The sequence below is a fragment of the Phyllobacterium lublinensis genome (genome assembly GCF_020164435.1).
In the GTDB taxonomy this organism is placed as follows: domain Bacteria; phylum Pseudomonadota; class Alphaproteobacteria; order Rhizobiales; family Rhizobiaceae; genus Phyllobacterium; species Phyllobacterium lublinensis.
Genome location: NZ_JAIUDQ010000010.1, coordinates 95,601 through 110,321, shown reverse-complemented (window position 1 = coordinate 110,321; position 14,721 = coordinate 95,601). Strand labels below are relative to the sequence as shown.

The following is a 14,721-nucleotide window of genomic DNA, read 5'->3' as shown; positions in this document are numbered from 1 at the left end:
CCCGCTTAGTTAGGTCCCGGTTCATGGCATTGCAATGACAGGAGAGCAATTTATGGGAAGGCAGAAGAGGGTGCGTGGTTCTGCAGATTCTTCGCAGGGCTAGGAACCGATATGGGCCTTCTCGCCCCGTTCCTTCGCCAACCTCACCTGCTTTTGCCGTTCGGCAAAGCGCGCGCGGTCCTCATCTGTCCGCTCGTGATAGCAATTCGGACAGGAAACGCCCTCCTCAAACAGCGGCGAAAGCTTGTCCTCGGGCTGGATGGGATTACGGCAGGCGTGGCACAGCTCCGCCTCACCCTCGACAAGGCCATGGCCCACCGAAACACGCTCGTCGAAGACAAAGCATTCGCCTTCCCAGCGGCTCTGCTCGGCCGGCACATCCTCGAGATATTTCAGGATGCCGCCCTTCAGGTGGAAGACATCATCGAAGCCAAGACCTTTTACAAACGCCGTCGCTTTCTCACAGCGAATGCCGCCGGTGCAGAACATGGCAATCTTTTTGCCTTCGAGTTCCTCGCGATGGTTCTCGACCCACTCGGGGAACTCCCTGAATGTTTTCGTCTGCGGATCGATCGCCCCCTGGAACGTACCGATTGCCGTTTCATAATCGTTGCGTGCGTCTATGAGGATCGTGTCGGGATCGGAGATGAGCGCATTCCATTCTCCGGCCGGAACATAGGTACCCACACTCTTCAGGGGGTCGATATCCTCGACGCCCATCGTGACGATCTCCTTCTTCAGGCGCACTTTCATGCGCTTGAACGGCATCTCGCCGGCATGTGAATATTTGAGCTCCATCCCGGCAACGGCTGGTTCTGCTTCAAGAAAATCAACGAGTTTCCCGATCGCCGCCGCGGACCCCGCAACGGTACCATTGATGCCTTCCGCAGCCAGAAGCAGCGTGCCTTTGATGCCCTCACCACAACACAGCTGCGCCAATGGTTGCTGGAGCGACTCATAGTGGTCCAACCGGGCAAAGCGGTAGAGGGCGGCCACTGTAAATGGCGGTGTCGGCGCGTCTTGTGTCATGATTGCATCCAACTACTGTGCTAGGGCTGCAATTTCAAGGGTTTTGCAGCTGGGACAAGCATTGCATGTCCCACTTTGCCCATGAGGGATGGAGCCGGAACTGCACGGTGTAGTAATCTGCGTTGGCGATTGCCTTGGAAATCCACTATGTCCCTCATGGTGAGTCTCATCCTGAGCTTGTCGAACGGCGAACCACGCACTGGAAATGCCTCATCCGGGAAATCAAAGTAGACAAACCGGACGAGCCCTACTAAATCGATTGAAGCTGTTAAAACGGAGAGAATGACATGACCCAGAAGACCGATTTGTTACTCCCAGTCCTCAAGGGCCAGCCGGTCATTCCCGTCATTCTCATCCAGAACGTCGCTGACGCCGTTCCGCTGGCACGCGCGCTTGCGGCAGGCGGGCTTCCTGCCATCGAGATCACCCTGCGAACCGCCGCCGCACTTGATGCCATTCGCGCCGTTGCCGCCGAAGTGCCCGAGGCGATCGTCGGCGCAGGCACCATTCTCAATGCACGCCAGTATGAAGAGGCCAGCGCTGCCGGTTCGCGCTTCATCGTCAGCCCCGGCGCAACGCCCCAGCTCATCGAGGCAGCCCGTCACAGCAAAGTACCGCTGTTGCCCGGAGCCATCACGCCCGGCGAAATCATGGCACTGCGCGAGGAAGGTTACACGATGCTGAAGTTCTTCCCGGCCGAACAGGCGGGCGGCGCGACCTTCCTCAAATCCCTCGCCTCGCCGCTTGCCGGCACATTGTTCTGCCCGACGGGCGGTGTCAGCGTTGCCAATGCCAAGACCTACCTGAGCTTGCCGAATGTAGTGTGCGTCGGCGGCTCCTGGGTCGCCCCGGAAGAACTGGTCAAGGCTGGCAAATGGGACGAAATCACCAGGCTTGCTGCAGAGGCTGTAAAGCTGGCTGGCTGAGGCCATTATCTCTCCCCTTGCGAGAGAGATAGGATTTTCTTGGATTTGGAACTAGCCAAATCCTTAGAGAATCCAAGTGAGGGGATCTGCTCAAAACACGCTCAAAATCCCCCTCTCTGGCGATTTCTGACACTTAGCTGGCGCTAAGATGTTGAAATCGCATTCTCCCCCACAAGGGGGGAGATAAGGAGGGGCTGCTGGTTGCCGTTACGATCCGTTGGTCGCGTCGAACTTGGCGATCTGCAGGAATGTGACGGCCTTGCCGGTGAACTTGTTGGCATTTGCCACGGGCAGGTTCTGCTGGAACCCTGCTGTGTAGACCGTCGTCGGGGCCGTGCGCATGGTTTCATTGCGCAGGACGGCCGGTTCCACATCCGGCGATATCTCGGCAACCTGCTCGGCCGACAGGGCACGCTCAGGCAGGTCGGAAGAAACCTGTATGGCCTTCGGATTCTGGTTCTGTGCCGTCTGACGGTGCGGCTTGGCGGCCTTGGCGGTCGTGACCACGCCACTGTCGAGCATCGCGACCGGATCGCCCTTGGCTTCGAGCATGGTACGGCGCAGTGACGGTTGCGGTTCAGCCGATGCGACCTGCGTGTTCTGCTGCGCCTGTGCGACGCGTCCGCCGGTTGTTCCTGGCAGCGTCGGCATTTCACCCGCTGCCGGCACCTCAACGTCAGACTGCTTGATGATCGCTTCCGGAGTAAGGTCGTCCTCTTCGGGAACCTCGATGATATCCGGGTTCTCCTCGGCAGCGACCTGCAGGGCCGGCGCCACCGGACGTTGATTCGGGACGACCGATGCCACCATCATGTCGGTAGGCTTGGGCGCATTATGTGGCTTGTCGAACGGAACCGGCACCAGCGCATTGACCATTTCAGGCTGCGCCGGGGGCGCGACGGGCTCATCGACATTTGCAGCAATCATATCGCGGATCGCACTGGCACTATCCTGCGGGCGCGGCGTCGGCAACGCAGCAATGACCGTCGGCTTTTCCTCAGCCAGCGCATTGAGCGTGTCCGGCTGGCCGGGAGCCGGTGTCGGCGTGTAGTTCGGGCGGCGCAGCGGAACGGGAACGGCAAAGGCCAGTGCCTGATTGTCTTCCGGCGTAATGGCGAGCGGTGCGTCAGGACGCGGCGCTGTCAAAGGCGCGGGCGCTTCGCGCGTCGGCAGTTCCGGTGCGATAGCGGCAGGCTTGGCTGCCGTAGCGGCCGGCGCTGGCGCTGCTGCACCTTCCTCAGGATCGGCAGCCGCCGCAGGAGCTGCCTTGGCAACGGCACGCGAAGCTGCCGGTGCGGACGCGACCGCGCTTTCGCCAGTATCCTCCTCTTCGTCAGCACCACCGCCGAAAAGAACGCCAAAAAGGGTCTTGCCGCGACGGCTGGAACTGGAGGCACTCGCAATCTGGATCGAGCTGCCATTGCGCTTGCGCGATTCATACGCAGCCAGCGCCTGTTCATATCCGGGCAACGGCTTGCCGTCCGATGGAACATGGATCGTCTTGCCATCCGGGAACACGGCCAGCAATTCCCTGCGGCTCATGCGCGGCCAGTGGCGGACACTGCCAACATCGGTGTGAATGAAGGGCGAGCCGGAGGTCGGATAGTAACCGACGCCGCCGGCCTGGAACTTCAGCGCGGTTGCGCGAAGGGTCGCAAGCTTCACACCGGGAAGATACCAGTCCATGGCCTTGCCGAGCATGTGCTGGCTTTTTTGTGCAACGCCGCGTGACCGGGAACGCAGCATGGAATTGGTGGCGGGGGAACGATAGGCGGATACGACGTTGATATAGTCCCGACCGCCTACGCCCTGGTAGGTTTGCCAGACGAGATCGAACAGGCGGGGATCCATCTTCGTCGGTTCGTTGCGGCGCCAGTCACGCAGGAATTTGTTGAGCTTGTTCAGCCCATCCTGCTGGTAACGACCATTTTTCTTGAATGTGATCTCGGCGCGCTCTTTAGTGTGGATGAAGTAAAGCTTGAGAGTCCTCGTCTCGGCAAAAGCCTGTGCGGATGCAAACAGCATCGACGCAAAGACCATGAGGAAAACAAACCAGCTGGCGCGCTTGAAAGAACTCGCCTCAGACCTGCCGTCCTGTGCATGATTCATGTTTGACAATTTCGTCCCAACCTTGACCGTTTTTTCCAACCCCCGAATAGCTGGATTATCCGATTTAATGGTTAATGGTCACTTATTGTAGAATAATTGCGTTGAGAGCATGGCAAAAAACTGAACGAAATCCATCATTTTGTGACATGGTCAACGGGTTGTTAACAGCACAATTAAGGCGTTTTCACGGACGAATCCACCCCTCCAAAGTCTAAAAAATGCACGTTTTGTAAATCATAGAGATGACGCTGGATGAATCCGCACCCCACTCTTATGGTCTAGAACCCAGATCGACGCCGCTTGATTCGGCGTTTCCTCGCAATCGCACGGTGCCCAACATGAGTTCTCAAATCACTGTATTCACATACGATCTTGCAGCCGTGGCCGCGCCCGGACCCGGCGCGGCGGCCACGGCAAAGAACGATGCGGCGGCGCTTGGTATACTTCCGGAGTGGAACCTTGCCGACCTCTATCCATCGACCGAAAGCAGCGAACTCAAGGCCGATCTTGTCCGGGCCAACGAATTGGCAGTTGCCTTCGAGCAGCGCTGGAAGGGCAACCTCGCAGCCGAAGCAGCGAAAGCCGGCGGTGGCGATTTTGTCACCTCGATTCGCGAGTTTGAAGCGCTCGAGGAACTGATCGGCAAGATCGTCTCCTACGCGGGACTGGTCTATGCAGGCGACACGTCGGACCCGAAGCGGGCAAAGCTGTATGGCGACATCCAGCAGAAAATGACCGACACCAGCACGCATCTGATCTTCTACAGCCTCGAACTCAACCGCATCGACGATGCGGTTATCGAAAAGGCGATGGCGGACAATCCCGATATCGGACACTACCGGCCATGGCTGGTGGACCTGCGCAAGGATCGGCCCTATCAGCTCGATGACCGGCTGGAGCAGTTGTTTCACGAAAAATCGGTTACCGGCCGCGGTGCCTGGAACCGGCTTTTCGATGAAACCATGACTGCCCTGCGCTTCGAGGTGAATGGCGAGGACCTTTCGCTCGAGCCGACATTGAACCTTCTGCAGGATGCCGATGGCGCCCTGCGCAAGGCCGCATCCGACGCATTGGCAAAAACCTTCCGCGAGAACCTGCGCACCTTTACCCTGATCACCAATACTTTGGCGAAGGACAAGGAAATCTCCGACCGCTGGCGTGGATTTCAGGATATCGCCGACAGCCGCCACCTGGCCAATCGCGTCGAGCGCGAAGTGGTGGATGCACTGGCGGAGGCCGTGCAGGCGGCTTACCCAAGGTTATCCCACCGCTATTATGCCCTGAAGGCCAAGTGGCTCGGTCTCGAATATCTGAACAACTGGGACCGCAATGCCCCACTCCCGGAGACACCGCAAGCCGTCATCTCGTGGACCGACGCGCGGGACACAGTCTTGTCCGCCTATCATGGCTTCGCACCGGAAATGGCAGACATCGCCAAACGCTTCTTCGACAGGAACTGGATCGATGCGCCGACCCGCCCGGGTAAGTCACCCGGCGCTTTCGCCCACCCGACGGTTCCCTCGGTTCATCCCTATGTGCTGCTCAACTACATGGGCAAGCCGCGCGACGTGATGACGCTTGCCCACGAACTGGGCCATGGCGTGCATCAGGTTCTCGCCGGCGACCAGGGTGCCCTGATGGCCTCAACGCCGCTGACCCTCGCCGAGACCGCTTCCGTGTTCGGCGAAATGCTGACGTTCCGGTCGCTTCTCGAAAAAACCCGCGACAAGCGCGAACGCAAGGCGATGCTCGCCCAGAAAGCGGAGGACATGATCAATACGGTCGTGCGCCAGATCGCCTTCTACCAGTTCGAGCGCCGGGTTCACACCGAGCGGATGAACGGTGAACTGACGTCCGACCGCATCGGCGAGATCTGGCTGGACGTGCAGAAGGAAAGCCTGGGCGACGCGGTCCGCTTTGGTCCGGGCTACGAGACCTTCTGGACCTATATCCCGCATTTCATCCACTCGCCCTTCTACGTCTATGCCTATGCCTTCGGGGACTGCCTGGTGAATTCGCTTTATGCCGTCTACCAGAACGCCGATACGGGCTTTCAGAAGAAATATTTCGACATGCTCAAGGCAGGCGGCACCAAGCACCATTCCGAACTGCTTGCTCCCTTCGGTCTCGATGCCACCGACCCCGCCTTCTGGCAGAAAGGCCTGTCGGTCATCGAAGGCATTATAGACGAACTGGAGGCGATGGACGCCGAATAATGGATACCACCGTGAACGCTGCGCCTGCCGCCCCGACGCACACCCCCTATGACGGATCAGCGCAACCCTTCACCATAGGGTTGCAGCAACTCGATCTGCGGGACTGGATCGAAATCGACGATGATCTGCTTCCCTATCTCGCCGAGAAGGACCGGCTGTTCGGCATGTATGGCGACAGGATTTTCGTCGAGGAAGCGGGTACGCGCGAGTCGCAGCGTGAAGTGTTCGAGCTCATCGCGGAGCATCTCCTCGGGCACTATCCATCGATCTATACGCGTACGGATGACGGCATTGCCATATCCGGGCGCGACAAGCCGGTGCCGGCTGGCGATGCGGATATTCCCTTCCTGCATCGCGCTGCCAGTCTCGTTCAGGAGGACCTCGTGCTCATGCGCAAGGACGAGCAGCGCGGCTGGCATCTTGCAGCTGCCTCACTGTCCTTCCCGTCATCCTGGACGCTTTTGGAAAAATTCGGCCGGTCGATGGATGAGATCCACGCTCCGGTTCCGGATTTCGGCGCCGGAACACGCAATGCCGGGCTGATTACCCGCATGTTCGACAATCTTCGCCTTGACCGTCCCGTCTGGCGCATGAACTGGTCGCTGCAACCCGATGGCAATCTTTACCATCCGCTCGCCAGCCATCAGAAAGGAGCCCTTTACGCGGAAGGGGATATTGCCGCGCAGAGTTTCGTCCGCGTCGAACGCCAGACCCTGCGCAAGCTGCCGTCGTCCGGCGATATCCTCTTTACCATCCGCATCCATTTGAACCCTATAAATGCATTGAAGAAACATCCCCAATGCCGCTCCTTGGCCGAAGCTTTTGCTCGCCAGCTCGAAGCGCTAAATCCTGCGCAATTGCATTACAAAGGTATTATGAGCATCCGGGAACGGCTTATCGAGGCTCTTGAACGCCTATAAACGCCGTTATCATTAACAGTATAATAAAAATTCATCCTAAAAGGGCACTGGGTTGTTTGCTCTTTGTCATGTCTATGCTCTATGGTTTCTTTGAAGCCGCATTGTAGCGGCTGTACTCATTGATGGAGATCAAAATTAGGAGCAGCAAAAAAATGGCGAAGGCTGATTGGCCTGTACATGGAGAAATTACCGGTCCGATCGTCATCATCGGTTTCGGGTCCATCGGACGGGGTACCCTCCCCCTCATCGAACGCCACTTCAAATATGACAAGTCCCGCCTGGTCGTGATCGATCCGAGCGATGCCAACAAAAAACTGCTCGACGAGCGTGGCATCCGCCTGATCCAGGAAGCCGTCACCAAGGAAAATTACAAGACCCTGCTGAAGCCGCTTCTCACAGAAGGCGGCGGGCAGGGATTCTGCGTAAATCTGTCTGTCGATACGTCATCAGTCGACATATTGCGGTTGTGCCGCAAGGTTGGCGCTCTTTACATCGACACCGTAATCGAGCCTTGGCCCGGCTTCTATTATGCCAGTAACCTCGATAATGCCGACCGCACCAACTATGCCTTGCGCCAGACATTGCTTGCCGAAAAGAAAAAGCATCCCGGTGGACCGACTGCCGTGTCCTGTTGCGGTGCCAATCCCGGCATGGTCTCCTGGTTCGTCAAGCAGGCTGTCCTGGACCTCGCCCGTGACCTGCGCGTCGACCATGATGAGCCTGCCCGCGATGATCGCGCGGGTTGGGCGAAACTCATGCAGAAGATCGGGGTCAAGGGAATCCACATCGCCGAGCGCGACACGCAACGCGCTGGCGAGCCGAAACCCTTTGGCGCCTTCTGGAACACATGGTCCGTTGATGGCTTCATTTCTGAAGGCCTGCAGCCGGCCGAACTCGGCTGGGGTACCCATGAGAAGTGGATGCCGAAGAATGCCCGCAAGCAGAAGAAGGGCAACAAGGCTGCGATCTTCCTCGAGCAGCCCGGTGCCGATACCCGCATCCGCACCTGGTGTCCGACAGAGGGCGCTCAGTTTGGCTTGCTGGTAACCCATAACGAGGCAATCTCGATCGCCGATTTCTTCACCGTGTACGACAAGAAGGGCAAGGCGGCGTACCGGCCCACATGCCACTACGCCTATCATCCCGCGAATGTGGCAACACTGTCGCTCGACGAGATGTTCGGGGCAGCCGGCCAGCCCCAGGCGATCCAGCATGTGCTGGACGAGTCGGAAATCGTCGACGGTGCCGATGAACTCGGCGTTCTCGTCTACGGCCACGAAAAGAATGCCTATTGGTACGGTTCGCAGCTGACCATCGAGGAAGCCCGCAGGCTTGCTCCCTATCAGAATGCCACCGGCCTGCAGGTTTCTTCCGCTGTCATGGCCGGCATGGTCTGGGCATTGGAAAACCCGGATGCAGGTATTGTCGAGACCGACGAGACGGATTTCCGCCGCTGCCTCGAAGTGCAGAAGCCGTATCTCGGGCCACTCAAGGGCCACTATACCGACTGGACGCCACTGGAGAACCGCCCGGGACTGTTCAAGGAGAACCTCGACACGAGCGATCCTTGGCAGTTCCGCAACATCCTCGTGCGCTGATCACTGCGAAACAGGAAACGGCAACCGTTCGCGTTGCCGTTTCCGTCTCTGTCACTCATCACCCGCCACCGGCTCGGCATCGTAACAGACGAAGGCCAGCTTGTTGCCGTCCAGATCTCGGACATAGGCCGCGTAGAAGCCTTCGCCATATTGGGGCCGAAAGCCCGGGGCACCCTCGTCACTGCCGCCATTGTCGAGCGCCATCGCATAAAGGCGGTCAACCAGCGCAGCGTTATTGTCGAAACGGAAAGCCGTCATCACCCCATTGCCGACAGTCGCCAGCTCGCCATCGAATGGATATCCGACAAAGAACAGTGGAAAATGGTCGTCTTCCTTGCGGCCCCAGGAAGTGGATAGCTCGTCGCGATAGCACCGGTCGAGCCCCATCTCCGCCATCAGCGGATCATAGAAGCTGATCGCCCGCTTTAGATCGTTCGTTCCAACCATCGTGTAACCGATCATCGCCTCGCTCCTGTTGGTGGTTACTACTATCGCCAACTGTTGTTCACGCCACAAGGCCAACTTGTCAGTAGTGTCTGGGGGCAAACATCATGTCCTTCAAAACTACTGTTAAACTTAGGTCTTGTTTTTGCTTGATTTTCGCGGCATTGAATCAGGCAGATTCATTGGGAGACAGTCTGGATGAAACGCTATTCGTTGGCCATCGCCGCAACCGCACTGACCATCACTCTTGCAGGCTGCATGAGCGGGCCCATGCAGGATGGCGGCTCGGCCCAAGTTTCCAAGCCGTCCGACAGCGTACAGGGTCAATGGTTCGACACATCCGGCGTCGCTTTCTCCAATTTCAACAATGGCGTTTTCGAGACCCGGGCCAACGACACCAAGGAAAAACTGGCCGAGGGCAACTATCGCTTCGCGTCCGCCAATCTGATCGAGATCGATCTTCGATCGCTTGCCCGAGGTACCCAGTCCAAGGTCAACTGCGCCCTCGTCAGCACCGGCCAGCTGAATTGCACTTCGTCATCAGGCCAGCAGTTCTCCCTGACGCGCCGCTCGCCGCAAGTGGGTTGATTTCTTAACTGTCATACAAACGCCAAGGTAGTGTGCCAACAAAAGGTAGGTAATCAGGGCTTGAACCTATGAGACCGTCCATTGCTTTAACCCTCAAACGAACGGCCGTGCGCGAAGCTGCGGGCCGTTTTCGGTTAGCCAATCTTCGTGTCTTTGGCTCGGTGCTGCACGGCACCGACAAGGATGATAGTGACCTTGATTTACTCGTTGATGCGGTGCCGGAAACGACGCTTTTCGATCTGGGTGGACTGCAGGATGAACTCCAGGAAATTCTGGGCGTACCAGTTGATTTACTGACGCCGGGCGATTTGCCACCTAAGTTACGTGTCAAGATTTTGTCTGAGGCTCAGCCTGTATGACGGCCAAACGCCTCGCAGATTATCTTGATCACATCGAGCAGGCCGCAGTTGACGCAGAGACCTTTGTTGAGGGATTGAGCAAGTCTGATTTTCTTAATGACAAGCCACACAACGGGCAATCGTCATGAGCGTCATCATCATCGGCGAGGCGGCAACGAAGATCCTTGAACAGTTCAGCGAACTCACCCGACATCATCCGGAAATACCCTGGCATAGCATGCGCGGGATGCGAAATCGCATCGCGCATGGTTATTTGGACATAAATCTCGATGTTGTTTGGGAAACTGTGCAATCGGCGTTCCCAGTATTGGTCAACCAATTGCATCAGATTCAAGCCCGTGAAAAAGATCCAGAGCAGCCGTCATTGTGAAATAAGGGGCGCGTCATGTGCAGATTCTTCAGTAAAATCCTGTTAGCCACATCAGCCCTCGGCATGACAGCCGGCGTGGCGATGGCCGATTACACACTCAACATTTTGCATATCAACGACGAACATTCGCGCATCGAGGCGATCAACAAGTTCGATTCGACCTGTTCGGCCGAAGAGGAAAGCAAGAACGAATGTTTCGGCGGCATTGCCCGCGTCAAGAGCAAGATCGATGAACGCCGCGCCGCCATTGCGAAGGAAGGCGGGAATGTCGTCCTGCTCGACGCTGGCGACGAATTCCAGGGCTCGCTGTTCTATACGACCTACAAGGGTGACGACACCGCCGAGTTCATGAACCAGATGGGCTTCGATGCCATGGCACTCGGCAATCATGAATTCGATGATACGCCGGTTACGCTGGCCAAGTTCCTCGACAAGGTCAAATTCCCGGTCATCTCCAGCAACACCGAGGCGGCCCCGAATTCACCCATTGCCGGCAAGTTCAAACCCTATCTCATCAAGGAAATCGGCGGCCAGAAAATCGGCATCATCTCTGCCCTTACCGCCGATACGGCGGAAATCTCCAGCCCTGGACCCGATGTCAAGTTTGCGGACGAAGTGGAAACGTTGAAAAAACTCGTTGAGACTCTTAAGGCCGAAGGCGTCAACAAGATCATCGCCGTCAACCATTATGGATATCTCAGGGACAAGGAACTCGCTGCCAAGGTGGACGGCATCGATGTGATTGTGGGAGGTCATAGTCACACGCTGCTGTCGAACACCGACCCGGAAGCCCTCGGACCCTATCCGACCCTGGTGAAGAACCCCTCCGGCCGGGACGTGCCGATCGTCCAGGCGAAGTCCTATTCGAAATATCTCGGCGAGCTCAAGGTTACCTTCGACGATGACGGCAATGTCATCAAGAGTGAGGGCGCACCAATCCTTCTCGATTCCTCAGTGATACCGGACCCTGCCTTTGCCGCCCGCATCAAGGAACTGGGCAAGCCGATCGAAGAGTTGAAGGCCAGGATCGTTGGCGAATCGAGTGACGCCATCGAAGCTGCTCGCGAGGTCTGCAGGGTCAAGGAATGCAGCATGGGCGATCTTGTCGCCGATGCGATGCTAGACCGCGTCAAGGGTCAGGGTGTCACCATTGCCATCATCAATGGCGGCGGCTTGCGTGCGTCGATCGATGCGGGCCAGGTCACCATGGGCGAAGTGCTGACGGTCCTGCCGTTCCAGAACACGCTCGCCACATTCCAGTTGCGCGGCTCCGACGTGATCGCCGCGCTGGAAAACGGGGTCAGCCAGATCGATCAGGTCGCGGGCCGTTTCCCGCAAGTTGCGGGTCTCAAATATGCATTCGATGCTTCCAAGCCGGTTGGCAGCCGCATCTCCGATGTCCAGGTGATGCAGGGTGACAGCTGGAAGCCGATCGATACCGGAGCAACCTACGGCGTCGTTTCCAACAATTACATGCGAGCCGGCGGCGACGGCTACAAGATCTTCGCCACCAATGCCGTCAATGCCTATGATTATGGCCCGGGGCTGGAACTCGTGCTTGCGGATTACCTGGCGAAGAACAATCCGTACAAGCCCTACACGGACGGCCGCATCACCATTGCTGCTTCCGGCTCCGCCACTGATACAATCCCCGCTGCACCGGCAACACCTGAAGCAGCCAAGCCCGCAACAGCAGCAGCGGCTCCGGCGGCAAACCACCATCCCGACACCTATACGATCAAGCGCGGTGACAACTTCTGGGACATAGCCGAGGAGGTCTATGGGAAGGGCGTCGAATGGAAAAAACTTTCTGAAGCAAATCCGGACATGAAGGTCATGAAGCTACCGATCGGCGCCGCGATGAAGGTTCCGGCGATGTAGGTGCTGCCCGATGACAGGGCCGCACAGCGACGTGCGGCCTTTCGCACTCTTGCAATCAGCCCTGTCCTGACTACGGTCCACGCGAAGAAGTGGAGTTAGCGGATATGGCAGTTTCTGGCGAGGCGTTCAAAGCGGTAACAAAGCCGGAGAACCATCCACGCAGCGAGACTTCGAAGATTGGCGTTCTTCTCGTCAATCTCGGCACGCCGGACGGCACCGATCAGAAATCGATGCGCCGTTACCTCAAGGAATTCCTGTCCGACAAGCGCGTGATCGAATGGCCCCGCGCCATCTGGCTGCCCGTACTGCACGGCATCGTGCTCAATACCCGCCCGAAGAAATCCGGCGCACTCTACGACAAGATCTGGAACCGCGAGCGCAACGAGTCGCCGTTGCGGACATATACGCGCTCGCAAGGCGAGAAGCTGGCCGCTGCGCTCGCCGCCCACCCCAACATCATCGTCGAATGGGGCATGCGTTACGGCCAGCCGTCGATTGAACAGGCGCTGCAGCGGCTGGACGAGCAGGGTTGCAAACGCATCCTGATGTTCCCGCTCTACCCGCAATACTCCGCCACGACGACGGCAACGGTCAACGACAAGTTCTTTGAAGCGCTGATCAGGATGCGCTTCATGCCGGCAACCCGTACCGTGCCGGCCTACCCGGACGACGCCACCTATATCGATGCGCTCGCCAAATCGATCGAGCGCCACTACGCCTCGCTCGACTTCGAGCCGGAACTTTTGATCGCCTCCTACCACGGCATACCACAGAGCTATTTCAAGCGCGGCGATCCCTACCCCTGCCACTGCTGGAAGACCACGCGTCTGCTGCGCGAGCGCCTCGGCTGGAGCGAGGACAAGCTGATCACCTGCTTCCAGTCACGCTTCGGTCCCGAGGAGTGGATGCAGCCCTACACCGACAAGACGCTCGAGAAGCTCGCAAAAGACGGCGTCAAATCCGTTGCGGTGTTCAATCCGGGCTTCGTTGCCGACTGTCTGGAAACGCTGGAGGAAATCGCCGTCGGCGGTGCTGAAATTTTCCACCACAATGGCGGCGTCAACTTCACCCATGTCCCCTGCCTCAATGATTCTGACGAGGGCATGACGGTCATTGAGACCCTCGTCCGGCGCGAATTGCAGGGCTGGATCTAGGCCAAAACCTGGCCGTTGCGCGGGCTCGCTCGAATCAGAACTATCGTCTATCTTGGCCCCGCCTGGCAAAGGGCGATAATCACGATTGACTCGCCCGAGCGGTCGTCGGCCAAGGGAGACAACAATGCCGTTCAGCGGTTTCGACTTCACCATTCCAGTCCTCGCTGTCCTGGTACTGGTGGTTCTGTTTGCGGGGGTGAAAACCGTGCCGCAGGGGTACAATTACACCATCGAACGCTTCGGCAAATATACCCGCACCCTTGCGCCGGGTCTGAGCCTGATTGTTCCCTTCTTTGACCGCATCGGCGCCAAATTGAACATGATGGAGCAGGTGCTTGACGTTCCGACGCAGGAGGTCATCACCAAGGACAATGCCAATATTGCCGTCGACGGCATCGCCTTCTACCAGATATTGAATGCGCCGCAGGCCGCCTATCAGGTGAGCGGGTTGCAGAACGCCATCCTCAACCTGACCATGACCAATATCCGTACCGTCATGGGATCGATGGTCCTCGACGAACTGCTGTCGAACCGCGATGCGATCAATGACAGGCTGCTGAGAGTTGTCGACGACGCGGCTCATTCCTGGGGCATCAAGATGACGCGCGTTGAGATCAAGGACATCAACCCGCCCAAGGACCTGCTCGATTCGATGGCCCGCCAGATGAAGGCGGAACGCGACAAGCGTGCCGTCGTGCTTGAAGCGGAAGGCACAAGGGCGGCTCAGATCCTGCGTGCCGAAGGCCTGAAGCAGGCACAGATCCTCGAGGCCGAGGGCAGGCGCGAGGCCGCTTTCCGCGAGGCCGAGGGCCGCGAGCGGCTGGCCGAGGCCGAGGCCAAGGCAACCGAATTCGTTTCCGCGGCCATCAGCGGCGGCAATGTGCAGGCGCTCAACTATTTCGTCGCGCAGAAATACACCGAGGCATTCGGCAAGTTCGCCGCCAGCCCCAACCAGAAGGTTATCCTGATGCCCATGGAAGCCTCATCGCTGATCGGCTCGCTTGGCGGCATCGGCGCCATCGCCCGTGAAGTGTTCGGCGATGCCGCGGCCAATCCGACCGGGCCGGCAACGCCGCCCGCCCGTGGACGGACGGTGCCGGGCACCGGATCAAGTTCGTAAGCACGAA

General features: G+C 58.2%; 13 protein-coding genes. 10 read left to right on the top strand and 3 right to left on the bottom strand.

The window, feature by feature from the left end; genetic code table 11:
- Positions 1-99 precede the first annotated feature (99 nt).
- A complete protein-coding gene (gene trhO, locus K9U38_RS13930) occupies positions 100-1,029 on the bottom strand; it encodes an oxygen-dependent tRNA uridine(34) hydroxylase TrhO (RefSeq protein WP_224494938.1) in 930 nt (309 codons plus the stop codon).
- Positions 1,030-1,316: 287 nt separating this feature from the next.
- On the opposite strand from trhO, the gene K9U38_RS13925 reads away from it, so the two are divergent.
- Positions 1,317-1,955, top strand: coding sequence for a 2-dehydro-3-deoxy-phosphogluconate aldolase (locus tag K9U38_RS13925; protein ID WP_224494937.1), 639 nt, complete (start codon positions 1,317-1,319; stop codon positions 1,953-1,955).
- Between the two features lie 207 nt (positions 1,956-2,162).
- On the opposite strand, the gene mepK is transcribed toward K9U38_RS13925, so the two are convergent.
- Positions 2,163-4,064, bottom strand: coding sequence for a peptidoglycan L,D-endopeptidase MepK (mepK, locus tag K9U38_RS13920; RefSeq protein WP_224494936.1), 1,902 nt, complete (start codon positions 4,062-4,064; stop codon positions 2,163-2,165).
- A gap of 338 nt (positions 4,065-4,402) precedes the next feature.
- Between mepK and K9U38_RS13915 the strand changes: the two genes are divergently transcribed.
- The 3 genes from K9U38_RS13915 to K9U38_RS13905 all read left to right on the top strand — a co-directional run bounded on the left by K9U38_RS13915 (position 4,403) and on the right by K9U38_RS13905 (position 8,798).
- Complete coding sequence (locus tag K9U38_RS13915; RefSeq protein WP_224494935.1) at positions 4,403-6,280, top strand: M3 family oligoendopeptidase; 1,878 nt, start codon at positions 4,403-4,405, stop codon at positions 6,278-6,280.
- Entirely contained in the window at positions 6,280-7,200 is a 921-nt protein-coding gene (locus tag K9U38_RS13910) for a heme-dependent oxidative N-demethylase family protein (RefSeq protein ID WP_224494934.1), read from the top strand. Before K9U38_RS13915 ends, K9U38_RS13910 begins: the two co-directional genes overlap by 1 nt.
- 152 nt (positions 7,201-7,352) lie before the next feature.
- Positions 7,353-8,798 (top strand): homospermidine synthase, encoded by a 1,446-nt coding sequence (locus tag K9U38_RS13905; protein ID WP_224494933.1) that lies wholly within the window; start codon positions 7,353-7,355, stop codon positions 8,796-8,798.
- 51 nt (positions 8,799-8,849) lie between these two features.
- Here K9U38_RS13905 and K9U38_RS13900 read toward each other — a convergent pair whose 3' ends face one another.
- On the bottom strand, positions 8,850-9,260 hold the full coding sequence (locus K9U38_RS13900; RefSeq protein WP_224494932.1) for a VOC family protein: 411 nt from the start codon (positions 9,258-9,260) through the stop codon (positions 8,850-8,852).
- A 180-nt stretch (positions 9,261-9,440) separates the two neighbouring features.
- Here K9U38_RS13900 and omp10 point away from each other — a divergent pair, with 180 nt between their 5' ends.
- The 6 genes from omp10 to K9U38_RS13870 all read left to right on the top strand — a co-directional run bounded on the left by omp10 (position 9,441) and on the right by K9U38_RS13870 (position 14,714).
- Positions 9,441-9,830, top strand: coding sequence for an outer membrane lipoprotein Omp10 (gene omp10, locus K9U38_RS13895; RefSeq protein ID WP_370631933.1), 390 nt, complete (start codon positions 9,441-9,443; stop codon positions 9,828-9,830).
- A 68-nt stretch (positions 9,831-9,898) separates the two neighbouring features.
- Positions 9,899-10,189, top strand: a complete 291-nt coding sequence (locus K9U38_RS13890) for a nucleotidyltransferase family protein (RefSeq protein ID WP_224494931.1) — start codon at positions 9,899-9,901, stop codon at positions 10,187-10,189.
- A gap of 118 nt (positions 10,190-10,307) precedes the next feature.
- Positions 10,308-10,559: a HepT-like ribonuclease domain-containing protein gene (locus tag K9U38_RS13885; protein WP_224494992.1), complete on the top strand. Its 252-nt coding sequence runs from the start codon at positions 10,308-10,310 to the stop codon at positions 10,557-10,559.
- Between the two features lie 15 nt (positions 10,560-10,574).
- Positions 10,575-12,440, top strand: coding sequence for a bifunctional metallophosphatase/5'-nucleotidase (locus K9U38_RS13880; protein ID WP_224494930.1), 1,866 nt, complete (start codon positions 10,575-10,577; stop codon positions 12,438-12,440).
- 104 nt (positions 12,441-12,544) lie between these two features.
- Positions 12,545-13,594, top strand: a complete 1,050-nt coding sequence (gene hemH, locus K9U38_RS13875) for a ferrochelatase (RefSeq protein ID WP_224494929.1) — start codon at positions 12,545-12,547, stop codon at positions 13,592-13,594.
- A gap of 124 nt (positions 13,595-13,718) precedes the next feature.
- On the top strand, positions 13,719-14,714 hold the full coding sequence (locus tag K9U38_RS13870) for an SPFH domain-containing protein (protein WP_224494928.1): 996 nt from the start codon (positions 13,719-13,721) through the stop codon (positions 14,712-14,714).
- Positions 14,715-14,721: the final 7 nt, after the last annotated feature.